Here is a 26,492-nt window from a genome sequence, read left to right as displayed (position 1 = left end):
TCCCCCGCAGTTCCTCGATCTCCCCAAGATCCACGACGGGCAGCATGCACCACCACGCGCCATCCCATCAAACCAACCTAACGAAGTACTACTAGGGCTTTCGGATTTTGGCTGGAGAAGGTTCTGAGTCTTCGGAAGCCGGGCCATGCACCAGATGCTGCCCGGGACGCGGGACACGCAGGGGCATGCTGCCCGTACGACGGGAGCCAGCGCACGCCTCATCCTGATCCCCCTCCACAGCCTGCGAAGATGGACCTGGAGCATTCGACGGGGAGCGAGGAGAGAGCGTGGCGTCTGGAGAGCCGCGTGGCCGACTACTCGTGGTCGACTTTGACTTCTTCTTCCACAACCCCTATGAGGGCCTTGCCGCTCGACGCATCCGTGCTCGACGGCCTCGGCCTCTCCGGCTTCGCCGTCCGGGCCCACGACCCTGCGCCGCTCGTCCCGCACGAGCCCGCACAGGACACGGTGAGCCAGGACCTGACCGGCCTGATGCGGAACATGCCCCCGGAGGAGGTCAGTCGCCGCCTCGAACATCTGCGGGGCCAGCAACGGCAGCGGATCACCGACCACCCCGCGCCTGCGCTCCCCCGAGCCCGCCCCAGCGCCCGCGACCAGCAGCAAGAACAGGCCGCCGCACACCAGCAGCGCCCTCAGGCCCCCGGCCTCAGCTAGAAGCGCTCAGGCACTCGCCCCGGCACCCACCTGCGCGACGGAGGGCGCCCGCCACCCTCTGCGCGGGCGATAGAGCACAGCCCGGGCGGCCCGGGCGAGGTGAACGCGGGCGGGGAACAAGGTGGATGCGGACCGCTGGATGCCGTGGCGCCGACCAAGGTCCCTTGACGCAGCTTCCCGCTCGATCGCCTCCTGGGACGCCGCGGCCCGCCTGCAGGCCCGCGCGCATCTCCTGTGGCTCGCCCAGCAGATCAGCGAGGCCCGCACGGTGGCCTAGGTCGCTCTCGACCACCGACCGTCGGCTACGCCCGCCTGCAGGATGCTCTGAACTTCACTCTCGTGCCCCAACTCCACGCTGACAGTGTGCTTGCGGGTACCGCCCAGGTGGAGGGCAAGGCTGGCATCCTGGCTCCTGAATGAATGGTCGGCGTGAGAGTGGGCGGAGCGTACGCCAGGTCGTTCCAACGTCAGCGAGGATTTTCCACTTTGGATTTCTTCGGGGGAGTGACACCCACACCCAGCGCGGCCCACCATGTAGTCACTTGGGCATTCGTGACGAGACACGTGTTGAGCTCCCAGTCCGGATGGCCTTGGGGGCGGATGTGCGTGAGAACGTCCCGGAGTGTTGCCTCAAGGGCTTCTACCCGGGCGACTTCGACAGCCTCGTGACTCATGACGCTCCTTCCAGGCAGGTTGCAGGGATCATACTCACCAGAGGTACGTGTCTTGTTGTGCATTTTCCCTGTCCGCGAGCGACCAGATTTCGGTGACTCACCGATCGCGGGCTGATCGTCCTGATCGTGTCATCGACCAGCTGGCAACACCCCGAAAACCGTTCGCAGAACGCTGCGCTACGCGTCCGTGTTCGCGTAGCCGCCCTACTCGCCGAGATCGTCGGGCCCCACTGGCATGCCCGATCGGGGAGGAACCCACGCGGCGCCGCGGCGGGCGACCCGCGCGGCCCGGCTGCCCGCACCACGAGCACACCTCCAGCGGCACATCCATACGCCGCTGGTAGGCGTCGGTCGCCAACAGGACATCATCCTCCGGGGCGGCGCGCGGGTTCCCGCAGGATGAGATGCCGCGTACCTCAGTGACGGCCTCCCTGGGCGAGGCGCTTCACTGTGGGCCCTCTTCCGCCTCTTCCGCGTTGCGTGCGGCGAGCTGCACCAACCACTCTTCGTAGGCGGCCAGGTAGTCATCAGCAACCACCTTGGCTTGAGCAAGTGCGGCCTCGCTCGGTTCGACGCGGTCGCCCAATGCGCCGTGAACCGTGATGCAGCACAGCCCGCGCGCGAAGAAGTCGAGCAACTTCTCCCGCTCCTGCGCCGCCTCTTCCCGAGTTGCGATCGGTTCGGGGGAAGTGTGCACCGTATGCCTCCTGTCGGAACGGTAACGAGAACGCCATCAAGACAGCGCGCGCCAACTCTTCGGGCAGGTGTGATCCTCCTCCACCAACAGCGAGAACTCATAATCGACTGACATGCCCATGGCGAACCATCAGGTCGTCATGCCCGCATAGGTGGTCGACTGGACGGCCGCCCACTGCGCGACCAGCCCGGCCGACAAAGGGGTTGGCCCGGGCCGCCGGGGCAGGGGTGGGTGGTGTCGAACAGGTTGATCCAGACCTTGACGGACGTGGCTGCGAAGCCGGTGTACTCCGCTTCCAGGGCCTTCTCCAGGCGCTGGTGGGCCGCGTACGCCTTCTCGTCCACGCTCTTCCAGCCCTCGCCCAGCCGGTGACCGGCTAGGTGAAGGAACCGGTCGGTCAGCAGCGACAGCTCCTCGGCCGTCGGCAGCGTCGAGTCCGCCTGACCGGACGCCCTCACGGGCGCGGCGGCAGCGCCACGGTGGCCGGTATCGGCGTCGTCGTTACGAGACGTGCTCACCGCCCGTCCCGCACCAGCGGCGCTTTCCCGTCACGAGGCCGCTACCCGGTGGCGTAGCCACTCCGCCCGGGGCGCCGAACAGGCCGGCTGGGACGCAACCGTCCAGACCAACCGCACGGACGACCTCGCCCACGCCCACATGACTGAGGGAACACCACGGGACAGGGCCGAAGTCATCGCACAGGTCCAGCGAGCCCTCACTGTTGTCACCCGCTACCACGACGAGCATCTGACCACCCACGCCGCTCGCGGACACCTGCGCACACTGGCTGCCTCTCTCGTCACCCTCGACAAGGCCCAGCGCGCCCTGCAACACGGCATCTGGGGCATCGCCGCCGCACGCCGAGCCCAGCACGACCACGCGAAGGGGCCCTGGAACGGCTACGACGAGCAACGGGCCACCGCTGACCTCACCCCCGTCCTCACCGACGGCGAAGCCCGCATCGCTCACCTGCGCCAGCGCCACCTCGACGCCACCCACGACGCCCTGACCGGCCTGATCCCCCAGCTCACCGACACCCCGCGGCACGGCCACCGGCACCACAACATGCGCAGCTACCTCGCCCCCCCTGGACCTGCTGCGCCAGGACCTCAACACCCTGGGCTCGCTGATCGATACGCAGCGCCATATCTGCACCGAACTCCGCACCCGCCTGAACACAGGCCCCCGGTTCGGCCAGAAACACGCCACCACCCACAAGCTGACCGTCGCCGAGGAACAACTGCAGAACCTACAGCGGCGCTACGCCAACACCCAGACTGAATTCGCCCTGTCCGTGACCCTCGCGCGGACCTTCGACCAGGTACGCACCCCCACACTCCCGGAAGTACCCGCCGCCGCACCGCCACGCCCCTCCCGCGGCACCGTCCCCACGACACAGAGAGGCCACGACCAGGCCACGGCCGCGGCACTCCTTCCAGGCCCTTCCGCTCACGGCAGGACCCCAGGCGCCTGACCGGACGGCCGGGGCCCCGCTGCTGGAAGCGGGGCTGGACATTGAGCATCCACACCTTCACCGCCTGTCTGTTGGGATGCACATGGACATCGAGGTGTCCGCCGAGCCGCTGGCCCTGTGCCGGGCGCCCATATGGCCGCAGGTACTGGGCCGCGAACCGGTATCGATGGTGAAACCGCCCTGCACGACGATCTCGGCCGCCCGGAAGCTGCCACCTGCCTTGGCGCGCAACGGGTGGCCGTTCGGGCTGTGTACACCACGCCGCCCCGTGCGTCCGGCTGTGGAATCTCGCGCGGGCCGACCGCTGCGCTGGGCCCGGGCGGTGCAGGAGAGGTTCAGGTCCTTGACCGGCGTACGCGCAGATGTTCCGCTGCTCCGTGATGCGGACGCTTCCATGACCGCAACTGCCCGCCATATCCCCCAGCCGTGCACCGGCCTTGGACACTCATCCGCTCCCGGCGCGTACTCACGCGCGGCGGCCTGGCCGCGGCGGGGTCTGCCCGGGCGCGGGGGGATGCGGCACGGCCGTCTGCGGTGGCGCGGGCGGGGGCCGGGTGGTTCGGGCGCGTGCGGTCCGGCCCAACAGGAGCCGTTCGGCCATGGCCTGGATCTGGGCGGCCCGGTCGGCGAAGGGCAGCGCGCCGCTGCGAGCCGCGGCCCGCAAGAAGCCCCCCTCGTCGTAGCGGGCCTGGTAGGAGGCACTGGCGTGCCGCGCCGAGACAGGGGCGATGGCGGCTGCGACAGCGGGGGCGAAGCCGGCCTGGTGGGTCAGGTGCTGCCGGTCGGCCTGGCGCCAGGCTAGTTCGGTGATGTCGACCGCCATGTCACCTGGGTGCGTGAACTTCACGCTCGTTGCCAGTGCGTGGGCCGTGGAGGGCAGGAGGGCCTGCAAGGGGGCCAGGGTGAACACCACGTGCGTGAGGGGCGGCCCGGCTGGCCGGCTGTCGTAGAGGGCTATGTGGTGGGCGTCGGCGAACGCGGACTGCCGGGTGGTGTTCCAGTACGCCTCGCGTGGCAGGTTGCCGTGTCCGAGGTGTTCCAGCAGTGCCGTGGCCCGCGCGCGGGAGTCCTGCGTGCGGTCGTGGACGTACTCATGCACTGCGGGAGGCAAGGCCAGCCGGGCTGCACCGTGCAAGGGCTGGGAGCCCAGGTCGACGTGCATCGGCGCAACCGGCCGGAAGGCGGCGGCGTGCAGGGCTGCTTCCGCTTCCAGACGTTCGCCGTAGCGGTAGATGGCGTCCCGGTGGCCGTCTAGGCCGTAGTGGTTGTTCTGGTGCGCGTTGTGGGCCATGTCCGAGGCGACGTTCACCGCGTCGAAGTAGCTGGCCCACTCGGCGGGCGGCCGGTTGTGGACATTGCGGTGCGGCGTCGGCTCCCGGTAGCCGTTCCACCACTGCGCACCGTCTTTGGTGCGCCAGCCGTGGTTGATCCAGGCCGTGGAATACGCCGCATACAGGGCGTCCATCAGCACCCCGGCCAGACCGCGCCGCTGGAAGTCGGGATGCACGCGCAGCATGGACACTTTCACCGCTTGCCCATCGGGGTGCAGGAAGAAGTCGAGCTGCCCTGCCACGCTCGAGCCGATCGACGCCACCAGATGGCGTCCCAGCCAGGGGACCATCCTTGGGTTGACCTTCTGCTCCGTCAACCACAGCGCCAGCCCCTCCTCAGGGAGACTCTCCGCATCTGCGGCCACGCTAGAGAGCGCCCGCCGAGGACACCACGGCCACCAGCCTGCTGCCCACCACCTCGCTGACGCCTTCCACCCCAGCGAGTGCGGCTGCGGCGTCCTCCTCCAGCCGCCGGGCCCCCTCGTCCTGTTCGAGGCCGGGCCGGCGCACCGTGTCGAAACGCAGGGTGCTTTGCACGACTGCCTCCGTCTGCCAGGCCCCCGTCGGCTCCCCAGCCTCGTAGGTGACCACCTTGGCTCTGCACGCCACGTTGCCGCGCACGTCGGGCGCCGAGCGGTGGTCGAAGATGACTTCCCCCGCTGCGGCGAGAGCGGTCATCAGTCGTGCGACCGCTTCCGGCGGCCCGCTCAGCTCTACGGCGCTGTAGGAGGGCTGTGACGTCTGCAACGACTCGCTCACGATTGGCTGCTTTCCTGGACTGCGGATGATTCCACAAGGAAGAACTCCCTTTCCTGCGAGAGAAGTTCCCCAACCCGGGCAGGGTGCGCTCCTACTCATTCCTGCGGCGCGCAGCAGGCGCTCGGCGTGCTCGCCCAGCACCTCCAGCCCGGGGAGGTGAGGTGTGGGAGCGGGACGAGGCGATGGGTAGGCGGAGACCGCGGTCGCCTGCGCCGACTTGCTGTCGGCCGTGTGGTTGGGAAGGGAGGGCCGCCGCGCCGCCGCCGGGGACACCGGAGCCGACGGGTACGCCGATCGTGCTGCACCGCCTCGTCGCAGCGGCCCCGGATGTCTGGACCGCCGACGTCCCCGTCGGCTCACTGCCCTGGACCGGGCGGAGCTCGACGCGTTCTACCTCGCCGCCGCAGGTGCTGACCTTGCCGCCGCTGTTCAGGTCAGGACGGCCCGGAGGCGGGCGAGGGTCTCAGCGTGGCGGACGTCGCGGGTGCGGTGCCATTTCAGGTTGGAGTACCACACCGGCCTTCCGGTGGCCGGATCAAGGAAGTCGACGGTGCATCCGGTTGAGGTGTGGTGGTGATCGCACTGGCAGGTGCACATCCTGTCGGTGACCTCCCACCCCAGTCCGCAGGGCTTCTGTGTCAGGAGCCGGATGAGGTCGGGGCAGGGCGGCCCGTCCGTCGTCTCCAGTCGTAGGCCCCTGCCGCTGGTCCAGACGTCGGTGCTGTTGACCGGCCCGGCCCCGGCGGTCGCCCGGATCCGGCGTAGGAGGGCGGACAGGGTGCCGAACGGCTCGATCGTCGGGGCGTCGTAGGCCGCCTTCTCGACGGGCGTCCAGCCCGGGTGCCGCAGCAGAGACCCGTAGAGGCTCTCGCGCTTCGCGGCGATCCGCTCCCACTTCCCTGGGCTGAACCCGCGCAGGAGGATCGCCGCACCCAGATCCGGCCGGTAAAGCTGCACCCCGCCGGGCACACGGGCACTGCGCAGCCCGGGCACACCGCCCACCCGGTCACGCGGGTCCTCACCAGCTTCCTTGACGTCACTGACCCGGGGATACAAGAGCTCGACCCAGTGCCCCAGGACCACCGGCTCGTCGACCAACTGCAGGGTGAGCACATCCTCCTCGGGCCGCACGCGCACGATGCCCAACGGATGACTGCTCAGACCACCCATCGAACAGACCCGCCGCAGGACCTCGGCCTCCAGCCGGGCCTGCGCTGTGTGCCGCACAGCCGGGATGGACAGCGCCAGGCCCGAGCCGGTCAACAACGGGTACAGAGCCTGGTGGTATTCACCGGTACTTTGCCGCCGGTCGGCGGTGAGATGGAGAGCAGCCGCAGGGTTCATGGGTCTTCTTCCGCGCGAAACCGGCCCCCGGGCGGTACGCGCTGTGAAGGAAACGGTTGGGTGCGGCAGATGATGTGGTGATGCTTCTGGCCGGTCCTCTGGCGACGGATACAGCGGGGGCGCCGTCCGTCGCGCGGCCGGGCGTTCACGGGGCCCGGACGTTATGGAAGCCGCCTGGCCGTGTTGTCGTCAACCCGGCGCGCGGGCGTGCCGGGACACCACCCCTGCTTACAGCCGGAACTGGAGGTCGAGGACGTCGGTGAGTTCGACTTCCAGGCCGTGTGCTCGTTTGCCGTTGTCGCGGAAGTACACCTCGCCGAGGGCTTCGGCGGTGAGCTGGAGCAGTTGGTCCTCGTCCGCTCCGGCGGCCTGGGCGTCGAGGAGGCGGGCGGCGTGGCGGGGCGGGAGGGCGAGGGTGAGGTGGCGGACGCGGGACTGGTCGGTGGACCCGGCGGCGGCGGTGTAGCCGAACCGGGCCTGCACGTCGATCATGATGCCGTCGGTCGTGGCCGCCTTCTGCAGGGCCCGTGCCCTGACCCGCGGCTGCCACCGCGTGCGGATCTCCCCCTCTAGTCGGGTGGCCAGCTGCGGGCGGGGATGCTTGATCTGGTCCTTCACATACCGCTCCACCGTGCGCCGGCTGATACCCAGCAGATCGGCTACCTGCTGGGTGCTGCCCTGGTGCTGGCGCACCAGGTAACGCATCCGTGCCCCCGCGGACTTGGGCACCGGGCGCGTGAACGCCCCCTGCACGGCCCGGCCGAGCTCTTCCTCAACGGTGACCATCTACCGCCACGCTCCCTATTCCCCGGTGTCCCGGGCGGTGACCTCACCGGTCTTGATGTACCGGGCGAGATTGGCGACCTTGCCTTGAGCGCCGAGTTGCTCCAGCACCCCGACACCCCACAGCACGTCCTGGGTGCCCTCGTGTTTGACCATGCCGGGAGAGACCCCGAGGCGGAACGAGCCGGGCACGGTCTTGCCGTCCTTGTCGTAGGGCAGGACGTTGAGGGGGCTGGGGCCGTCGGCGGTGTAGACGGCGCAGTCGGAGAGGACCGCGACGGGGTAGCGGCCGGTGGCGGCGGCGAGGGCGAGCATCTTGCGGTGCATGTTGACGCGGGCCCGGGAGATGACGGTGGCCCGGATGTCGGGGCGCCACGTCGGCCGGGCGAGCGCGGGCCACGCCTGCCCCGGCACCCACCCGCCGCCGCGGGCTTTCTCCTGCAGCTTGCCGATGCCGCCCTTGACGGTCATCTTCACCGCGTCCAGCACGATCCCCAGCTCAGGATCCCGCCCCTTGTATCCGTCCATCGCCCGCAAGAAGTCGCCCGGGGGCAGCTTCTCCGCCACGCCGAGGTCGGCCATGGTGGTGACGTAGGCGTCGCGCAGCCGCTTGTACCAGCTGTCCAGGTACCGCCCACTGCGGGGCCGTACCCACGCCTCGATGGGGGTGACGTCGTAGCCGAGCTCGACGGCGTACGCCACGGTCGGCGTCGCGTACCAGGCCGACCCCTCAGGACGCTCTCCGGTCGGGGTGAACGGGTTGGGCAGCAGACCGCCCTCAAGGTCGCACCACTGCTTGCCTACCTTCACCCGGCTCAGGTCGACGTGGGAGAGATCTACCAGCCACGAGCCCGGCACCGCCGGGTCGAAGACCGGGCCGGTGACGTGCTCGGGCGGTACGTCCAAGCCGACAACCGCCCCGTTGGCGGCCGCGCCGAAGGCCAGGTTCACGTCGATGCCGACCAGATGGGGCTGCATGCACTCCGCATCGGTGAGGTCCCGCGCCCAGTCGTACGCCTCCTCGAACAACCGCTCACCGGGCCCGCGGATGTGGAAGCGGGGCAGGTGGGCCAGGACGGGGTGCCCGTCGATCGCCTCGCACGGCGCGGGATCGACCGGCCGTGTGCCCAGGGAGCCAGGCCGGTGCTCGGAGCGCCGTTTACCGTCCTGGTCCGGCTCGCTCGCGCGGGTGGGCGGGTTGAGCGCGGTCATCAGCTCCAGCCCGCTCACCGCACTCGACCCGACCGGCGTCATCACCCGCTGCGCGTACACCCCCAGCACCCAGGCCAGCTCCACCGGGCCGAGCCTGGCGGCGTGAGACCAGGCGCGGTCGTCCAGGGCGTTCCAGGAGGGGATGCACAGCTGAACACACTGGCGGCGGCCACCGGTGATGGGGCGGTAGATCCGTGCCCACGGTCCCAGCCCGCGCCGGGTCAGCTTCCACCCCGCCCGCTCCAGCAGCTTGATGACCTTGTGGTCCTCGGGGAGCCGCCCGGCCGACCGTTCCGAGTCCGACAGGGTGGCGGGCAGGCCGTAGCGCTCGCACGCGACTGCGGTCAGGACCAGCAGCGGGTCGGCGTCCTTGCCTGACGCGTGCAGCTTCTGCGCCCCCACCCGCGCCTCGGCCAGGGCCCATTCCGCCAGGGCGGGAAGGGACTTGGCGGGCACGTCCAGGAGCAGACCGCCGGTGCCGTACCCGGTTACCTGCCGCTCGTCATCGGCGTCCAGGACGAGCAGCGGACCGTGCTCGTACGCGCCGGATCCTGCGGGCGCGGGGGAGTTGACGGCGGCGGCCCGGGGTGCGCCGGGGCGGCGTGAGTCGCGTGCCGGGCGCGGGGCGGCAGTCGGCGACGGCGGTGCGGTCGCAGGAGCCGGGACGGGGGCGGAGGCCGCCACAGGCGCGGAAGGTGCTGCCTCGGCCGGGGCGGCGGGCAGTGTGCCGCCCTCGGTGGCCGTGGGGGAGGGGTAGAGGCGGGCGAGCTGCTTCAACAAGTGCGCGTAGGGCTCCCGCTGGGGCGGGCGGGGTTCGGTCCTGCCCGACTCCCACGCGCCGACGGTCGCCCGCCGCACGTTGAGGGTGGCGGCCACTTCTTCGAGGGTGAGCCCGTGGGCCTGCCGCAGGCGCTTGCGCTCGGCGGCCGGGGGCAGTGGCGACCGGGACGCGACGAGCGCGTCAATGGCATCGAACAGCTCGGACATGGTGAACCTCCGCCACCACTGTACCCTTGAACCGAACATCAACCGTACAATGTGCGTTTGAATAGCGCATATTGACCGTACTCGGGGGAGCGGTGGTGGTAGCGTTAACCGGCCAGGGCTCTTGAGAAAGACCTGCCGTGACGCTCAGCGGGGCGGCGGCCGCCCGCCGCCCGCGCCACCCTCAGGAGTGCTGTATGACCGTGGTTGCCGCTAACGCCCCCGGCCATTTCGGCAAGCGGGCACTGTTCCCTGACCAGGTGGAAGCGGTGACCCGGGTGGCACGGCATCTCCGCCGCCCCGGGACGCGGGGGCTGTACGTTGCGGCGACGGGAACCGGTAAGACCCTGGTCTCGATCCGCGTGGCCGACGAACTGCGCGCCCGCTTCGTTCTGTTCGTCGTGCCCACCCTAGACCTGGCCGCCCAGACCGCACTGGCGTGGCGGCGCGACGGCCACCACGAGCACATGGTGATCGTCTCCTCCATGGACGCCGCCGGCCGCGACGCCCTGGTGGCAGCCCGCGTCATGTCCAGCAGCGACCCCGTCACCCTGGCCGCCCTGATGTCGGTGGTCGGGGAGGGAGCAGACCAGATCCCGGCTCTAACACTGATCTGCACCTACGACTCACTCGACAAGATCCAGGAGACCCGCAACACCGCATATGCGGTGCCGCCGTTCGACCTGGCGATCATGGACGAGGCGCACCGCATCGCCGGACGCCCCGACAAGAAGTGGGCCGCCGTCCACGACAACCAGCGCATCCGTGCGGACCGCCGCCTCTACATGACCGCCACCCCCCGCATCTTCGCCGCCCCCGACCTAGCCGAGTCCGCCGACACCACCCGCCCCCGCCGCACCCCCGTCGCCCCCGGCCCGGCAGCCGACCTGTTCGCCAACTCCATGAACAACGAACAGGTCTACGGGAAAAAGATCCTCGAGTATCCGCTGGCGAAGGCGATCGAGGACGGCCGAGCACCGGACTACCGCATCGTGGTGCCCACCCTCACCGACGACGACCTGCGCCGCCGCATCAACCTCCCTGCACCCGACCCCGACGGTGAGGGCGAGGGACCGGATCAGGCCCTGCGTACCACTGCCCTGCACCTGGCCGTGCTGCGCGCCATGGCTGACCACGGCCTGAACAAGGTGCTGGTCTACTTCAACCTGACCTCCGATGCCCGCCTCTTCGCCCGCGAACTGCCCCACACCCTGCGCCGGCTCGCCCGCACGGACCCCCACCTCGTCCCCGCCACCGCGCCGGAGACGCTGTTCGTCCACGGCGAGGACACCCCCCAGCAGCGCGAGGAGACCTTCACCCGCTTCGCCCAAGCTCCCACCGCAATCCTGACCAACGCGCGCCTGGTCACCGAGGGCGTCGACATCCCCAGCGTCGACGCTGTCGTCTTCGCCGACCCCACCCGCAGCGTCATCCGCTGCGTCCAAGCCCTAGGCCGCGCCCTGCGCCTGGACGTCTCCGGGAAGACCGCCTCCCTCATCGTCCCCGTCTGCCTGCCCCCCGACGCCAGCCCCGAAGACATCCTCGGCACCGCCTACGAACCGGTGTGGGCGATCGCCTCCGCGCTGGCCAGCCACGACCACCGCATCCTGGAACGCCTCCCCGACAAGGCCAACCGCCTGCCCAAGGAGACCAGCGATGTCATCGAACGCCGCTGGCACTTCGACTTCACCGTCCACCCCGAACGCATCGCCCAGGCCATGGACCTCGTCTCCTTCGACCCCCGAGACCCGACCACCTCGCGCTCCCGCCGTCTCGGGCTCGCCGCCGCCCAGGCCTACCACGACCAGCACGGCCACCTCGACGTCCCCACCGACTACACCGACCCCACCGGCCACACCCTGGGCACCTTCATCACCACCATGCGTGAGGCCCGCAAAGCCGGTCGCCTCGAAGCGAACTGGGTCGCCGAGCTCGACGCCCTGGACATGATCTGGGACAAGCATGAAGCCGCCTGGCGCTCTCACCTCACCGCGGCCGCCGACCACCACCGCACCCACGGCCATCTCGCCGTCCCCGCCACCACCCCGCTCGGAGCCTGGCTCGCCGAACAACGACACCTCGCTACCACCGACCAACTCGTCCTCATCCGCGCCGACGCTCTGACCGCGATCGACCCCAACTGGCGTCTGCCTTATGGTGCGGACTGGCAGCGCAAATACCACCTCCTGCGCACCCACCTACAGGCGGGCAACGACCCCACAGCCCTTACCGGAGACACCCGCATCGCCGGCGTGAACATCACCTCCTGGCTCAACCGCCAGCTCACCCGCTTCACCACCCTGCAACCCGGCCAGCGCGACCTGCTCACCGCACTCGACCTCACCCCCGCCACCAGCCCTCTGGTACCCGCCCGACGCACCCGTCGTACCTTCGCCCAGACCGTGCAGCTCCTGGAACTCTTCCTCCACCGCCACGGCCGCGCCCCCACCGCCCGCGAAACCCTCCGCGTCGACGGCGACACCGTCCAGATCGGCCCGTGGTTCGCCAAGACCCGTACCAAGTACCGCGAGGGTCAGCTCCCCACCGACCATGCAGCCCTCGTCGCCGCCCTCTTCGATGGAGACTGGTGTGCTCCGAACCCCACCCCGGCCGACCTGACGTAATACCCCGGCACCCGCCCCCGCGCTCGGCCCCCGATTTCCGGAGGCCACCAGCACATATGACCCCCTGTCACCTGGTGCGATGCTCCTGGGAACATGAGGCAACCCCACCGCCTCGATCCGGGAGCCCCTGTGACCCGCCACCGCACCCTCCTCCCGCTGGCCGCCGTCCTGCTCGCGCTGTCGCTCGCTGCCTGCGACCCACAGTCCGCGGATGACAATGCCAACCAGCCCCGTCCGGCACCCACGACGTCTGCCGCCCCGTCGAGAGCCGCAGGCGGGCCCCCGGAAGGCGCCCTCAGCCTCACCGACGCCATCGCGAAGATCCCGAAGGCTCACGAGAAACGCGACGGGTACGAACGCGACAGCTTCAAGCACTGGATCGACGAAGACCAAGACGGGTGCCCCACCCGCGCCGAAGTCCTCATCGAAGAAGCCACCACGAAACCCGAACAGGGCGAGCGCTGCACCCTGACCGGCGGAGCGTGGACCTCCTCCTATGACAACGTCGAGGTCACCGACGCCAAGCGCTTGGACATCGACCACATGGTCCCCCTCGCCGAAGCATGGGACAGCGGCGCCCACGCCTGGAGCGACGAACGCCGCCAGGCCTACGCCAACGACCTCACCGCCCCCCACTCCCTGATCGCGGTCACCGCCAAGACCAACCGCTCCAAGGGCGACAAGGACCCCGCCGACTGGCTCCCCCCGGCCATCGACGCCCACTGCGCCTACGCCGCCGACTGGACCGCGACCAAGCTCCGCTGGCACCTCAACGCGGACAACACCGAACATGCTGCCCTGCTCGACCTCGCCGGCCAGTGCCCCGACACAGCCGTCGAGTACGAACCCGCCCCCTAACACCTCGCGTTCCGGGACCCTGCCCGGCTACACCACTTCATGGGACATGATCTTCTACGGTTGCTGGGCATGAGCACGCAGGCCTTCCATGGCGCCTCTCTTCCACGCGATTGAGCAGGCCTGTGGTGAGCACGCCTACCAGCAGCTGCCCGCACCCGCACTGGCCAGCAGCCTGGCTACCCACGACGCCCCGCTGGGCCTGTACTCCGCCGCGCACCTGATCCAGAACAGCCTGTCTCCGACCGGTGAGCTGTCCCAAGGACCACCTGCCCCGCCGCTCGAACCGTTCGCGCCTCACCGCCCAGATCTGTGCCCCGGGCAATGGGGTCTCGCGGGCGGCGAAGTGCGCTACGTTCGTGCCACATGGAAGCAACATCCCCACTACGTGAAGCCGTTCTTTCCTGGCTTGAGCAGGCACGCGATCTTTCCTCCATACCCCAGGCCATCACTGATGTAGCACTGTCGGCGCGGCCGGAGTTCGAAGCCGTGATCAATGCGGTGGTGAGTGCCGCGCCGAAATCCGAGCACCGCGACCTGTACGGCAAGGTCGACGGTGACTGGCTGCCCCGATGGTCCACGCTCCTGGGAGGATCGAGACTGGGCGATGCGACCCGTCTGGTGGCCCAGGGCGCGACGGTGCCGGTAGAAGAGATCGCGGACAGTTTCGTCGCCTTCTGCACGGCCCCCGCGCCGGCAGCGGAGGACTGGCTGCTTCTCACCGGCGAACTCCCCGTGGGAACACGGATCCCGCTGGGCCGCTACACCCTGCAGGCCTTCGCCGCCGACGAACTGAGGCAGCTGGGCCCCATGCCGGCCCTCCAGGGCCTCCATCCGGGCGGGCTCGACCTCGATCTCCTGGCCGGTGCACCGTTCGTCCACGCCCCGAACCTCGAGCGCGCGCCGGACCGCGGAGGCACGGGCTGGTTCGACTTCGCCGGTCCACGTCCGGAATCCCTGCACTGGAGGGCGTTGCTGCCGCTGATCTTGTGGAGTGAGGAGCTGTTGCACGTCGACGCGGTGTTCGGCGTCGAGCGTGGCCGCTACTTCGACCTGAACCGGAACCAGGTGCCTACCACCATCCAGATTTCCGGGGGCCGTCACGGCATCCCAGAAGAAGTCGAAGTCCGCGAGATAGACAGCTTCTACGCGACTTCAGCTGCTCTCCTGCGGCTGCAGGTCTTCTGCTCGGCGGTGACAGCGAAGATCGATGCCGTCATGGACGGCATCACCAGCGGCAGGAGTCTCCCTAGAAAACGTGCCCGCCGCTTGGAGCGAGCTGCCCGTCACCTGCTGCAGGCCTACCAGCGCACCTACAGGGATGACGGCGTGTGGGAGGAAGAAACCGACGAGCGGCTTCTGGACTACGTCATCGCGCTGGAAGCCCTGATGGTCAGCCCCGGCGACAAGTCCGAGGGCATCAGCGAGAGGATCCGCACCCGGACAGCCGCTCTCTTCCCCGGCTCAATGCGCGAGGGCGTCGAGAGCAGAGTGCAGAAGGCGTACAGCGCGCGATCTAAGTACGTACACGGAGACCTGCTCGCCGGCCAGAAGGAGGCCGAACTGCGTGGACTTAGGTTGCTCGTCCGGCAGGTCGTTCTGCGCTGGCTCATCCTTACCCCCTATGACACTCAAGACCTCGCGCCGCGTCTTGACGCCGCAGCCCACTGCACCAGCTGCTCACGCGTCATCAACGAACCCCTACGCGCCTTCTTTCTGGCATCACCGCCTCAAGAGGACGTCCGAGCCTGAGACAGCACTGCCTCCGCTGCCGCGGCTGGCGTCGCCGCATGCTGCAGCCTGGGTTTCCGGTTCGGCAACTTCTTGGCCAGTGCAACTCAGGTGCGAGTTGCACTGACGGGGGCATCAGGAGGTGACGTGTGCGCTGTCGAGCCGTCGGTGCACCATCGAGAGTGTGGTGAGCAGTTCCAGCAGTTCCTCGTCGGTGACCGTGTGGTGAAGGCGCGGCTCGTGTGCGGCCGGGTTGCGGTACAGGCTGAACAGGTACTTGACCTGGTTCGCCAGCCCTTTCTGCTCATCCAGCCTGGGCCCCGTGACGTTTGCGTTGATGGCCACACGGGCCGTTCCGTGGCCGGCATGAGCACCGTGGTCGACCAGCCGCGCCCCGGCCAGGCCGTGGCCGGCGAGCTGCCGCAGCTGGTCGGCCATCGACTTGACCGCCTCGAGGCCGGAGTGGAAAGGGCTCTTGGCCAGGATCTCCACCAGGGTGCAGTAGCGCAGCGCCTCCGGGTGGGTAGAGCGGTGGCGCAGCTCGGCCCGCAGGGAACTGGCATGGCGTGTGATCTCGTTCAACGTGGCGGCCGCTGGCCCCCTGGCCACCTGCTCCTGGTTGTTCACCCGCAGCCCGACATGGACGAGGACCTCGTTGAGGTCGTCCTGCCGGCGTGAGAACGTGTGCGGCTGCTGGACGTAGCGCACTGGGGCCATCGCTTCTTTGATGAACGCGATCACGCAGTTCGACGCCCCCTGGCGCGCCTGCTGCGCCAGCAGCACCCCGGTCAGCCGGTCCCGCTTGTTGCCGCTGTCGGCGTCCGGCACCTTCACGACGGCCAGCAACTGCCCGATCTCCCGTTCCGTCAAGCCGTGAGCGGTGTCGCCGAGCACACCTGCCACCGCCGTGACGACCGTTGCCGGCCACGGCTCGTGACGTGTTGCCATATGCCGTCCTTTTCCCCTCGTCCCATGGCCAATCGGCCAGGGTGACACGGGTGTGAAGGGCAGATCCCCGCTTTCTCTGTTCATGGCGGCGGTGTGTGCGGCGCAGCGGCTGCCGGCCGGAGTGCTGCCCTGATGTGGCTATCACGCCAACTCGCCGCTGTGGAAACTGTCTCGAAATGGCTGTACCGATCCGCTTCCTAGTCGTGTAGTAATGGACGTCAACAGTGTTGTGGTCATCTACAGCAGTAAAATCGAGAAGGGGAACACGTTGGTCTACGACATTCGTCCGCTCGCCAACGGCCTGCGCACGGACCACCCGGTGCCCGGTCTGCCGTTCGTCGACGACTCACATCTACCACTCGACGCCGGTCCCGACGCCATCGAGGCCGTCGGCCGAAACAAGGGCGAAGGCATGTGGGGCCGTTGCGACTCCTCCCGCGAGGGAGGATGGCTGGCCTTCACCACCGACCCGATCGCCCACCACCTGGGCTGGGCCGTGCGCTACCACCCCGACCACGGGCGCACCGTGCTCCTGCTGCCCGGCAAGGACACCGCCAGCCTGCACACCTACTGGACAGGCGCACCGCTGCTGTTCCGGGCCGGCGGCTACTGGTGGGACGGCGAAGCCTGGTACCGGCCCGGCCAGATCTGGGACCCCGTCACCGAGGACTACGCCCGCCACAGGGCCCGCGCCACGGCCACCGTCCACGCCAACGACATGCTCGACGGCCACGCCCACCCTGACCGCGCACACGTGCACAAGATCGCCACCTTCGACCCCGCCACCGCGGCGCCGAACGACTGGCTCGACGACCTGACCCGGTGGGCGCAGCACCACCAGAAGCAGAACGACCCCCTGCCGCTCGACCGGTGCGTCGTCGACCTGGCCAGTCCCGAACTTGCCGGGGACCGGCTGCTCGGCGTGCCCGAGATGGCAGCGCTCGGCGGTATCACGGCCTCCACGTTGCGGGGTTACATCTCCCGCGGCGAGAACGACGTCCCCCTGCCACAGGCCACCGTCGGCGGCCGCGCCCAATGGTCCCGCCCGGTCGCCGAAGACTGGGCCGAAGCCCGGCGCCGCTCCTCCGAGGGACTGAAGAATGCCATGTCGGCTGGTGACCGGCACCGTCTCGCCCCGGGAGCGGCTCAGATTCGCGACCGTTTCAGCGAGACCTTCTTCCGCTTCCTGTGGAAGCGGCCCGACATCCGCAAACGCTGGGCCCTGCGCCACCGCAACGAGCCGAGCGTGCGGGAGGTAGCCGACCAACTGGCCTTCGAAGTCGCCGACAGTCTCCGGCAGATCATCCCGACCGACGCCCTCGGACCGACCCTCCGCCATGCCATCCTGGAGGACTTCACCACCTCACTCCGCATCGCCGAACGCCGGGGTCGTGAACTCACAGACTTCGACCTCATCCTGTCGCTGCCCCTGGCGAAGATGCTCAGCTGGTTCATCCAGCACTTCCCCACCTCGGCCCAGTGGTACCTCGGCGAGATCATGAGCGAGGCGGACAAGCAACTCGGCATCCCCGCCCAGGTGACGGGCGAAGCAATGCGGCGATCCGCGACCACGAACGGAGAACTCGACGCGCAGGCCGCGAAGGAGTTCTTCTCCCGTCTCGTGCCGAGGGAACCGGAGAGCTGAGACCACCAGCGGACCCGGAGGGGGCGGGAGCCGTCGACAGGGGCTTCCGCCCCGAGCGGCTTGAGGGCGCTGGTACGCGAGCTGACCGACCGGCCCTGTGAGTCAGGCTGGTTCAGTACGGTCGATCACGGCGCGCAGCTTCTCACGCAGGTCGAAATGCTCCTTGGCGGACGGCTGGGCCGCTGCCTCGGCCTCCCCGGCGGCGAGCTCCTCTTCGTCCGACCACTGGAATTCGGGCGCGGGGAGTTGAGGTAGCCGAGGCCGAGGAGTTCGTAGTCGTCTGGCGTCTTCAGCTGTCCGGTCTTCCGTTTGATCCTCTCGTCCTGCTCCAGACGAGGGAGTACGCGTTCGGCCGCTTCGCACGCGGTGAGCGCGCCCGTGTGGCATGACGGCGTCTGTCCAGCGCGCCGGAACGCGGTCTGTCCTCGCGAACGGAGGCGGGTCACACGTTCGGTGGTGGCCACTCTCTGGGCTCTTGGAGCAGCCCTGCCTGGTGGAAGTGGAGCGCGTCGGACGGGCTTCTGGGTCGTTGACCAGGGAGATGCATCAGGAGTGGAGGCCGGTCACGGTAGGTACCCGGCTTCCCGAGGCGAAATGGACTGGCTTGTGCCTGTGACCACGTTGTACTCGAGTTTGACCGCCGAGGATCTCACCCTTGGCGACGTCGACGCGCTGATCGGCTACCTTGCCGCCCACCTTCAGAATGCCAGTGAGGACGTCCCGTTCAGGAGCGACGCGTCTCGCGTGTTGAGCACGCTGAAGCGCATGGTGGAAACCCAAGGGGACGACACTCGGGCCGTGTTCGCCGCTGCCCCGGTCACCGAGGACCTTCTCGACGCCCGGTTGCGGCAGTGGAACAACTTGGCCCGCCTGACCTACGCATGGCACATGGAGGACGACTTCAGCGACCGCTGGAACCTCATCGAGTACCGTGACGCAGCCGCGGCCGCTGAGGAGGCGGCACGACGGCTAAGCCGACTGTGAAGCCACACGCCCGAGGCTGCGCGTTCCTCTCGTCGTCGACGGCGAGCATCAGGCCCGGTGGAATCTAGGCGAAGCCGATCCCGGCCCAGCCCGCACTTCACCGGGCTGAGGTCCCGGGCCAGGCTCCAGGTGCCTCGTCAGCGGCCCATGAGCATGCGGTGGCTTGATGCTCCGGCCACAGGCGGGCCGGAGCGTGGTCTAAGGGTGGGGGTGTCCGCGGCGGATGTCGTCGAGGAGGTTGTCGAGAAGAGCTTCTTCGTAGGCGGGGCGGCCCTGTGCGCGCATGACGGTGTGCAGTGCGGGGTCCCATTCCGTCTCGGGGAGGCGCTTGGTGTCCAAGGCAGTGGGCTGGAACGGGGTGGGATGCAGGCTCCGGACGTAGTCTTCAGCGTTCATGCGCCATGGACGCGCACGGGGGACGGCGCGTAGGGCGGCGCGCATGTGCTGGATTCCGGAGGCGTCGAAATCGGCACGTACGGCGATGCGCCAGCCGCTGTCCGCGAGGCGGGCCAGCGTGTCGAGTTCCGTGGCCGAGGGGGTGCCCACGGTGCACAACAGCCGAACGGGGACGGCCGGGGGGAGTTCGAGGGCTGCTGTGGTGACCGAGGGGTTCTCGGTCACGAACACCCAGGAGCCTTCATGCGACCGTTCTTGAGTTAGCTCAGGAGCGTTGACGGGGCTGTTCACGAGCGCCGCTGACCAGCGTCGAAGCCGGGGTTTGAAGATCTTTTCCCGCTCGTGGAGTGATCGTTCCCCACCCTGGCCGCAGCTGTGGATGATGATGCAGTGACGGACATCAGGGACGACCATGTGAAGGTCCATTTCCGGCTGGAGGTGGACGAGGCCGGCTGGCCGCCGGCGAGTGTGGAGAGCCTGTGGGCGGTGGATCTCGGCGGCGGGACCGTGCGTGTGGACAACACGCCCTGGTTCGTGCGGGGGGTTGCCAGTGGCGACATCATCCGGGTCGAGGTCGACGAGGACGGGGTGCGCTGGGCTGGTGAGACGGTGCGGGCGTCGGAGAACTGCGCCATCCGTCTGATCGTCCTGAGGGACGGTGGCTCGGCCGTCGCCCGGGGGACCGTGCTGGAGACGTTCCATCGACTGGGCACGACCGGCGAGGGGATCGAGCAGTTTCGGATGGTCGCTCTCGACGTTCCCCCGGCTGCGGACCTGCCTCGGATACGGAAGCTCTTGGAGCACGGAGAGGCCAAGGGGTGGTGGCACTGGGAGGAAGGGTGTGTCACTGCTGCCTGGAAGTCCACTGCCTCGGGATGAACGTTCCCAGTGGTTACTCGCGCCGCTGAGGCGGTGTTGGATTCTCACGGACTTTGGCGTCGAGCTGTTCGTTGCAGTTCCACAGGACGGACATGGCGGCGCCGACGGCCTCGAACTGGATGTCCGGGTCGCTGCTGTGGGGCATGAGGGCGGGAGAGGAGACTGGCATCAACCACCAGACAAGGTTGGTGGTTTGGCTGCCTGGCGTGGCTGGCATTCCCTACGATGTCTGGCATTGCGCGGTCGGTTCGAGGAGGGGCTGTTGGTGTCCGGTGAGACGGCTGCGGTTGAGGGGTTGCGCACAGCCGTGGGCTTCTACTCTGACAAGGCCGCACGTCTGCGTCAGCAGCGGGCCGAGCTGGAGAAGGAACTGGCCGCGGTTGAGTCTGAGTTAGCCAAGGCTGTGGCCAGTCGGGACCACTTGGCGTCCGCGCTGGACGAGATCACGGTCGACACACAGACCGCTGATCCTCGTGCCGACCAGCCTGAGGCTGAGGGCGTGAGCGCGGCGCGGTCGGCCGAGGATGAGCGCTCTGAGACGGGGGCTGCCCCTGATCAGGAGCGAGCCGCGGCTGCGCCGCGGAATCGTCAGTTGGGGCGGCAGGTGTTGCAGGTGCTGGCGACTGCGGGGCGCCCACTGCGGGCGAAGGAGATCACGGAGGCTATCGGGAGGCCCATCTCCGGCAAGGTGGGTGCGGCTGCGATCGAGACGACCCGAAAAACGTGCAAGCGGCATGTCAGGCACGGCCGGGCCGTTGAACCCGAACCGGGGGTTTTCAAGATCGCTGCCGCTCGCAGTGGCAACGCGAAGGGGGCGGCCTAGCGACTCCCCTTTCATGGATGTCCCCTCCTCCCGTTACGGGGAGAAGGGGACGTGTTCCGTTGAGCTTGGACCCTCTTCGGAACCTGTGACGCGGACCCCTTGGTAGTGGCTCACGCACTTCCCCCGAGGCTAGAGGAATTCAGCTCGCCTCGGGGGTGCGTGACCTATTTCATCGTTCCCGGACGTCCTGAGCCGGGAACGGAGAGGCCGATTTCAATACAGTTGACACCTTTTACTCCGGGGTGGGTAGAGCGGGACGGCGAGGAAGTCCTCCAAGCGGGCGACGGTGGCGATGTCGGGCCAACAGCGCCCCGCGATCAGATCAGCAATGGCCTGCCGGTTGACTCCCGATCCGTCTGCGACTCGCCGCAGACTCTTGGCCTGGCTCTTCAGGGCCTCGGTGAGGGTCCGGGCGATGGCCTGGATGACATCGGCGGCCGGGTCGTCGATGACGGCATGGGGCCAGGATTCCGGATCACGGGCAAGCTCGCGCGGCGGTCTGCTGCGGGCCAAACCTCCGACCATGTCGATGCACTCCTTTCCGTGAAGATCGGCTTCGATCCCTTCACTGGCTGCTTGTCCAGCCGGTGGGATTGGTCTGTGACGCTCAGTCCCGAGGTTTCCCGCAAGATCCGCGAGTACCGTCCCCGGCTGCCACAGCAGCAGTGGGCCACGGTCGCCGACTTGGTCCGGTCGACCGTGACAGCGGCGGCACCTGCCACCTGCTACGAGGCCAATCACCTGCTGCATGTCGTCGGCCGGCTCGCTGTCTGGGCCGACCAGTCGGGGCTCCCGCACGATCCCGGCACCTGGCTGCGGACGGAGACGATCGACGCGTTCGTACTGTCCGGCTGCACCACGGTGGAGAACTCGACGGTGCTGACCTACCGGACATGGCTGCGGCGGGTGCGGGAGGCGCTGGTGTGGGTACAGCGCGGGGAGGCTCCCCCCGTTCGGCTGTCCTCGCCCCGCGCACCCCAACCGCCTTACGAACACGGGGAGGTGGCCCGTCTGCGGGACTGGGCCGGGCACCTGCCCGGCCGGGCACGGCTGGACGGGCTGGCGCTCATGGTGCTCGGCGCCGGGTGCGGTCTTGCGCCCGGCGAGGTCGTACGCATCCGCGGCCATCACGTCCGCGTCACGTCCACCGGGGTCGCGGTGCTCGACCGGACCCTGCTCGGACGGCTGGTGGCCTGCCACACCGAATGGGAATCCGTGCTCGCCGACCTCGCCGAGGCAGCAGGGTCCGGGTTCCTCTACCGGCCGAGCCGCAAGGTCGCCGCGGCCAAGAACCTTGTCTCCTCGTGGCCCGTTCGGCATCGGCCCCACGCCGGACTGCCGCCGCTGTCGGCCCGCAGGCTGCGGTCGACATGGATCGTCGGACGGCTGGCCGAGGGCATCAGCCCGGTGATCGTCGCGTCCGCGGCCGGGATGGCCTCTCCCGCCGGGCTGGCGCCTTATCACCAATGGGTTCCGCCGTTGCCCGAGAAGGAGGTCGTCCGGCTTCTGCGGGGACGCCGCCGGTGAGGGCGCGGCCCGAAAGCGACCAGCTGGCGGCGCGGGCGCTGCGGCCCCGCGTCCGCCCCGGACGGCTGACCGAGATCCCCGATTCGAAGGTCGGCCAGCTGCTGGCCGTGCTGGACCGGTCCGGCCTGCCCGGCCAGTTGGAGGACATCCTGGCCGGGCGGCCCGGGCCATCCGGAATCCGGCCTCGGACAGTGCTGGCCGGTCTGATGCTCGCCGTCTACTACACCGGCCGGGCGACGATCGCCGACGCCTGGCGGGTCCTGCACTTCGGTCTGCGTCCCACGGCCCGCGCCTGGTTGGGCATCCCCGAACAGGCACCGGCAACGGCCCGCGAAGGCATCGCGGCCAGCCGCCGCCTCTACCAGGGGCTGGACCGGATCACCAGCGCCCTCGACCCGGCACGCTGCGACCGGCGCCGCCGCCTGCCCCAGGCGGACGCCAACGCCCACGCCGCAGCCTGGAAGGACAAGGCCGGCCGCACGGCCGCGGACCGGCTCCAGCGTCTGGCGAACGACCTCGTCCTGACCACCGTGCAACTGGCACAGGAGCGCGGCCACCTGCGGGCCTGGCGCGGTGACGTCGGCGTCGACGCCACGGCTATCCCCGTGATGGCCAAACCGGACAGTGAGCACTCCGATTCCGCCTCGGTCGAGATCACCGCAGGCTGGCACTTCAGCGGCGGATCCGACAAAGGCATCTTCGGCTACAGCGCCACACTCCTGGTCGCCGCCCACACCCGACCTCCCGGGCCAGCGGGCAAGACTCAAGGGCTGGTGGAGTACCCGCAACTGTGTCTTGGGCTGGTACTCGACACCCCCACCGTCCGCACCGGACCCAACGCGATCACCCTGCTGCGGCACCTCACCGAGCTCGGGCTGCCGACCGGCACCTGCGCGGCCGACCGCGCCTACACCGGATGCGCACCCGCCAACTTCCAGATCCCCGCCCGCCGGCTCGGCTACCGCCTCGCCCTGGACTACAAGGCCGAGGACCGCGGAGTCCAGGGAAGCTGGCAGGGAGCCGTACTCGTCGACGGATCCCTCGCCTGCCCCCACATCCCCGCCGCCCTCGCCAACGCGACCCACCGCGCAAACGACAAAGCCGTACGCCTGCGCAGCGACGAACTCAACCAAGCCATCGCGCAACGTGAGCCGTACTTCCTCAAGCTCAAACAGAACGCCGACGCCCGCGGCACGATCCGCCTCCAATGCCCGGCGGCTGGCCCCTCCCCGTCGGTGAACTGCCCACGGCGGGACCGCCTCCGCCCCCACAGCCCGCGCACCCCGGGGCCGCCCCAGGCCGTGATCAAACTGGGCGACACACGTACCCGTGCCAGCCACCCCGCCGCCCGGCCCACCATCCAGCTGCCCGAGAACGAATGGCTCGCCCCCAAGACGAAGGAGGAGCTTCCCTCCGTTTGCGGCGCATCGGCCATCAGCGTCCCCGCCGACGCCGGCGGCGACCTGAAGACCGCCAAGTTCCGTCAGGACAGCCGCTACCTGAGCTCCGTATGGGACCGCACCTACAAACCGATCCGCTCTCACAACGAGGGCATCAACGGGCGCCTGAAAAGCGCCGAGATGGACATCGGCAGCCCGAAACACCGGCGAGCCCCCGGACAGGTCGCCCAGACACTCCTGATCGCCATCATGATCAGCATCGGGAACCTGGACATCTTGGAAAGCTGGCTGTTCAGAAGCACCGGTGAGCACCTCACCGACATCGACGACGAGCCCGGCTACGGCCCGCTCTCGCCAGCATGCGAATCCCAGCCCAGGCACAACGCCGGACGGCACCCACCACCAACCCACTGACCACCACGCTGGACAACCACACAGCGCCACCACCAGCCCCGGCCCCCCGGGGCCCTCAGCCATGCCCGCACAGCAACAAGCCCCGGACCGAACCGCCCCCACGCCCAACATGTCGCCAGCCACCACCCCGAACAGCCATCGAACGAGCCCCGGAAACGACGAAACCCCGCCCGATCTCAACGATCGGACGGGATCTCGTTACCGCTCCAGAGCTAACTCAAGAACGGCCTGACCCGGACCGGCAGGGATTCCAGTACGGCGACCGTGAGCCAGAACCACACCCCCTGCGCACTGTCCCCCTCCGGCGGCCGGACCGAGCGCGGGGGAGCGGGGTTGTACACCCGCACCAGATCGGGCTCCACCACCAGCGCGCATCCCACTGCCGCGAGCAGCTCACGCAGCGCGCCCCGATGCCGGTACACCGCCTCGATGGCCGCATCGTCCCGCCCGCCCACCAGCCACGCCCGTGTCTTCAGCAACCGGGCCAACTGCCAGACCACTTCCTCCTCGTCCTCCCCCTGCCCCCAGCCTCCGACCGCGCTCACCGGGCCACCTCCACCAGCACCGCTGCCTGCAACCGGCCGCCGCCCGCATCGCCGGCCGCACCATCCCCCGGCGGCCCGGCGGCCCGAGGGTGGAAGGCCACCTGTCTTCCCGGCACCAGCACCGACCACGCCACTCCGTCGACGCGCCCCACCACCCCCCCCGCACGGTCGTCAGCGTGCAGTTGACCCCCTCCCAGTGCCCCACCCGCGCCCCGCCCGCCTCCACGCCCCGGGCCGCCGCCATCACCGCCCTCAGTGCCAGCCGGCACGCACGGTCCGTCAGCGGAAACACCCCGGCCAGGACCTCGGCGGCCGCCGCCCGCTTCTTCGCTTCGACGCGCTCCCGCTCGCGCGCCACCTCCCTGGCCGCCTCCTCGCGCTCCCGCCGCGGCGCCACCTGCCCCCGGGGACTGCTCTGACCACTCGCCCGCAGCATCGCCAGAGCGGGAACCCGGGGCCCCTTATGCCAGGAGACGACCGCGCCCCCCTCGCCCTCCGCACAGGTATGCAGCTTCGCCCACGGCCGGTCGGCCACTGACGCCCGGAACACCGCCTCACCCCGCTGCCCGTCGCGGCACGCCGCCGCCAAGGACAGCGCCTTGGCCCGCAGCGTCCCCGGCCCCGCCACACTCTGCTGCCGCCGCAGATTGGCGTGCATCATCGGAATCGCCCGCACTAGCTGCTGCCCGAACCGCCACGCCCTGCCCGACGCCGGCGCGAACCAGCTCAGCAACTGCTCCCAGTCCCCGCGCTGCGCCCCGCGCGACGGAGCGAGCACCCCGCGCGCGACCAATGCCCCGGCCCGCGACTGCGCCCCGCACCCCGCCGCCAGCGCGGCGAACCGGGGACGCAGCCCCATCAGCAGCCCGTGCACGGCCACCACCTCCCGGTCGAGGTGAACCACCACATGGGTCGCGTACTCCACGATCAGCTGCTTCAGCTCACCCGTGCCCTCTGCACCCAGGTCGAACCGGTCGGCGAGCCGGGCCAGCATGTCCGTCTGCCCCACCAGCGACGCATCCAGCTGGTCATGCTCCACGAACACCTGCCCCGCCAGCTTCGCCACCTCCTCAGGCGCCGCAACCTCCCCCTGCAAAGCCGTCAGCGCGTCACGGATCCGGGCCAGCCCGTCCAGCGCCACCTCCCGCTGCACCACCCCCTCCGCCGACAACACGGCCCACAGCCGCTGCACCTGGCGGCCCTGCGACGTTGCGGTGTACCGCCACCGTGCACCGCTCAGCTCCTGCCACCGCTCGATCTCGTTGTCCGGCTGCCCCGAAACCGCCAGGAACGTCTCCTGCAACGCCTTCAGCCGCTGCGCCACCACCCCCGGATGAAGAGCGACCCCCCGCGCCGCGAGCTCCACCGCGATCTCCGCAGGAGTCAGGTGATCGACGGCCTGGTCCAGCACACCCATGACGGCCGCGTACTCGTGACGGACCCTGCTGACGGTGTACCCCAACGCCCGGGTCGGATCCTGCGCCCCGGGCCCCGTCCTGGTCCACTCATCGACGATCCAGTCGTCAGCACCAGGATCACTAAAGATGGCCATATGTGTCATTCCTTCTTCCTGTCGCTTGTGTCTCAAAGGTGAAGAAGTGAGGCTAAAGGTCACTACTGACAACGCCTCCAGACACCGACGTGGCCACCTCCGTCCCGGAAGATGAAGCGGACGACGCCCCGTCCTCCAGCCGCGATGGGCCCCTGCTGCGCCCGCACCGCTCGCCAAGACCCGCACGAACCACTCGATAGGGTGACCTTGCCGAGGGCCACCTCGGCCCCCAGCGC

At 69.3% G+C, this 26,492-nt stretch carries 23 protein-coding genes; 10 read left to right on the top strand and 13 right to left on the bottom strand.

Going from position 1 to position 26,492, the window contains the following annotated elements; genetic code table 11:
- Positions 1-354: 354 nt before the first annotated feature.
- Complete coding sequence (locus ACFV88_RS34370; RefSeq protein WP_385496090.1) at positions 355-675, top strand: hypothetical protein; 321 nt, start codon at positions 355-357, stop codon at positions 673-675.
- Between the two features lie 1,119 nt (positions 676-1,794).
- On the opposite strand, the gene ACFV88_RS34365 is transcribed toward ACFV88_RS34370, so the two are convergent.
- From ACFV88_RS34365 to tap, 7 genes are all read right to left on the bottom strand, one after another.
- Entirely contained in the window at positions 1,795-2,046 is a 252-nt protein-coding gene (locus ACFV88_RS34365) for a hypothetical protein (protein ID WP_385496089.1), read from the bottom strand.
- Positions 2,047-2,183: 137 nt separating this feature from the next.
- Entirely contained in the window at positions 2,184-2,564 is a 381-nt protein-coding gene (locus ACFV88_RS34360) for a hypothetical protein (protein ID WP_385496088.1), read from the bottom strand.
- Between the two features lie 1,422 nt (positions 2,565-3,986).
- Complete coding sequence (locus ACFV88_RS34355) at positions 3,987-5,216, bottom strand: GNAT family N-acetyltransferase (RefSeq protein WP_385496087.1); 1,230 nt, start codon at positions 5,214-5,216, stop codon at positions 3,987-3,989.
- Between the two features lies 1 nt (position 5,217).
- Entirely contained in the window at positions 5,218-5,610 is a 393-nt protein-coding gene (locus ACFV88_RS34350; RefSeq protein ID WP_385496086.1) for a hypothetical protein, read from the bottom strand.
- Positions 5,611-6,039: 429 nt separating this feature from the next.
- On the bottom strand, positions 6,040-6,954 hold the full coding sequence (locus tag ACFV88_RS34345; protein WP_385496085.1) for a hypothetical protein: 915 nt from the start codon (positions 6,952-6,954) through the stop codon (positions 6,040-6,042).
- Between the two features lie 228 nt (positions 6,955-7,182).
- Positions 7,183-7,740, bottom strand: a complete 558-nt coding sequence (tpg, locus tag ACFV88_RS34340) for a telomere-protecting terminal protein Tpg (protein WP_385496084.1) — start codon at positions 7,738-7,740, stop codon at positions 7,183-7,185.
- 15 nt (positions 7,741-7,755) lie between these two features.
- Complete coding sequence (tap, locus tag ACFV88_RS34335; protein ID WP_385496083.1) at positions 7,756-9,936, bottom strand: telomere-associated protein Tap; 2,181 nt, start codon at positions 9,934-9,936, stop codon at positions 7,756-7,758.
- A 194-nt stretch (positions 9,937-10,130) separates the two neighbouring features.
- On the opposite strand from tap, the gene ACFV88_RS34330 reads away from it, so the two are divergent.
- From ACFV88_RS34330 to ACFV88_RS34320, 3 genes are all read left to right on the top strand, one after another.
- Positions 10,131-12,557 (top strand): Helicase associated domain protein, encoded by a 2,427-nt coding sequence (locus ACFV88_RS34330; protein WP_385496082.1) that lies wholly within the window; start codon positions 10,131-10,133, stop codon positions 12,555-12,557.
- A gap of 93 nt (positions 12,558-12,650) precedes the next feature.
- Entirely contained in the window at positions 12,651-13,415 is a 765-nt protein-coding gene (locus tag ACFV88_RS34325) for an HNH endonuclease family protein (RefSeq protein ID WP_385496081.1), read from the top strand.
- A gap of 363 nt (positions 13,416-13,778) precedes the next feature.
- The gene (locus ACFV88_RS34320) at positions 13,779-15,164 is read left to right on the top strand and encodes a hypothetical protein (RefSeq protein ID WP_385496080.1); all 1,386 of its coding nucleotides are present in this window, start codon (positions 13,779-13,781) and stop codon (positions 15,162-15,164) included.
- A gap of 114 nt (positions 15,165-15,278) precedes the next feature.
- On the opposite strand, the gene ACFV88_RS34315 is transcribed toward ACFV88_RS34320, so the two are convergent.
- Positions 15,279-16,091: a TIGR02391 family protein gene (locus tag ACFV88_RS34315; RefSeq protein ID WP_385496079.1), complete on the bottom strand. Its 813-nt coding sequence runs from the start codon at positions 16,089-16,091 to the stop codon at positions 15,279-15,281.
- 211 nt (positions 16,092-16,302) lie between these two features.
- Between ACFV88_RS34315 and ACFV88_RS34310 the strand changes: the two genes are divergently transcribed.
- The gene (locus ACFV88_RS34310) at positions 16,303-17,736 is read left to right on the top strand and encodes a helix-turn-helix transcriptional regulator (RefSeq protein WP_385496078.1); all 1,434 of its coding nucleotides are present in this window, start codon (positions 16,303-16,305) and stop codon (positions 17,734-17,736) included.
- A gap of 612 nt (positions 17,737-18,348) precedes the next feature.
- Entirely contained in the window at positions 18,349-18,720 is a 372-nt protein-coding gene (locus ACFV88_RS34305) for a hypothetical protein (protein WP_385496076.1), read from the top strand.
- Positions 18,721-18,918: 198 nt separating this feature from the next.
- On the opposite strand, the gene ACFV88_RS34300 is transcribed toward ACFV88_RS34305, so the two are convergent.
- On the bottom strand, positions 18,919-19,530 hold the full coding sequence (locus tag ACFV88_RS34300) for a DUF2399 domain-containing protein (RefSeq protein ID WP_385496075.1): 612 nt from the start codon (positions 19,528-19,530) through the stop codon (positions 18,919-18,921).
- Between ACFV88_RS34300 and ACFV88_RS34295 the strand changes: the two genes are divergently transcribed.
- Entirely contained in the window at positions 19,507-19,995 is a 489-nt protein-coding gene (locus tag ACFV88_RS34295) for a DUF4265 domain-containing protein (RefSeq protein ID WP_385496074.1), read from the top strand. The genes ACFV88_RS34300 and ACFV88_RS34295 overlap by 24 nt on opposite strands.
- Positions 19,996-20,008: 13 nt before the next feature.
- On the opposite strand, the gene ACFV88_RS34290 is transcribed toward ACFV88_RS34295, so the two are convergent.
- The gene (locus tag ACFV88_RS34290) at positions 20,009-20,140 is read right to left on the bottom strand and encodes a hypothetical protein (protein ID WP_385496073.1); all 132 of its coding nucleotides are present in this window, start codon (positions 20,138-20,140) and stop codon (positions 20,009-20,011) included.
- Between the two features lie 120 nt (positions 20,141-20,260).
- Here ACFV88_RS34290 and ACFV88_RS34285 point away from each other — a divergent pair, with 120 nt between their 5' ends.
- Complete coding sequence (locus tag ACFV88_RS34285; RefSeq protein ID WP_385496072.1) at positions 20,261-20,818, top strand: hypothetical protein; 558 nt, start codon at positions 20,261-20,263, stop codon at positions 20,816-20,818.
- Between the two features lie 213 nt (positions 20,819-21,031).
- Here the strand turns inward: ACFV88_RS34285 and ACFV88_RS34280 are convergent, their stop codons facing one another.
- Complete coding sequence (locus ACFV88_RS34280) at positions 21,032-21,343, bottom strand: helix-turn-helix domain-containing protein (protein WP_385496071.1); 312 nt, start codon at positions 21,341-21,343, stop codon at positions 21,032-21,034.
- 75 nt (positions 21,344-21,418) lie between these two features.
- Between ACFV88_RS34280 and ACFV88_RS34275 the strand changes: the two genes are divergently transcribed.
- Together ACFV88_RS34275 and ACFV88_RS34270 are read left to right on the top strand one after the other, a co-directional pair.
- Complete coding sequence (locus ACFV88_RS34275; RefSeq protein WP_385496070.1) at positions 21,419-22,345, top strand: hypothetical protein; 927 nt, start codon at positions 21,419-21,421, stop codon at positions 22,343-22,345.
- On the top strand, positions 22,342-24,159 hold the full coding sequence (locus ACFV88_RS34270) for a hypothetical protein (protein ID WP_385496068.1): 1,818 nt from the start codon (positions 22,342-22,344) through the stop codon (positions 24,157-24,159). Before ACFV88_RS34275 ends, ACFV88_RS34270 begins: the two co-directional genes overlap by 4 nt.
- 212 nt (positions 24,160-24,371) lie before the next feature.
- Here ACFV88_RS34270 and ACFV88_RS34265 read toward each other — a convergent pair whose 3' ends face one another.
- The gene (locus ACFV88_RS34265) at positions 24,372-24,614 is read right to left on the bottom strand and encodes a hypothetical protein (RefSeq protein WP_385496067.1); all 243 of its coding nucleotides are present in this window, start codon (positions 24,612-24,614) and stop codon (positions 24,372-24,374) included.
- Positions 24,553-26,256 (bottom strand): DUF2397 family protein, encoded by a 1,704-nt coding sequence (locus ACFV88_RS34260; protein ID WP_385496066.1) that lies wholly within the window; start codon positions 26,254-26,256, stop codon positions 24,553-24,555. Before ACFV88_RS34260 ends, ACFV88_RS34265 begins: the two co-directional genes overlap by 62 nt.
- Positions 26,257-26,492 lie beyond the last annotated feature (236 nt).

The organism is Streptomyces sp. NPDC059816 (genome assembly GCF_042732055.1).
Taxonomy (GTDB): domain Bacteria; phylum Actinomycetota; class Actinomycetes; order Streptomycetales; family Streptomycetaceae; genus Streptomyces.
This window is presented reverse-complemented; position numbering and strand designations above follow the sequence as displayed.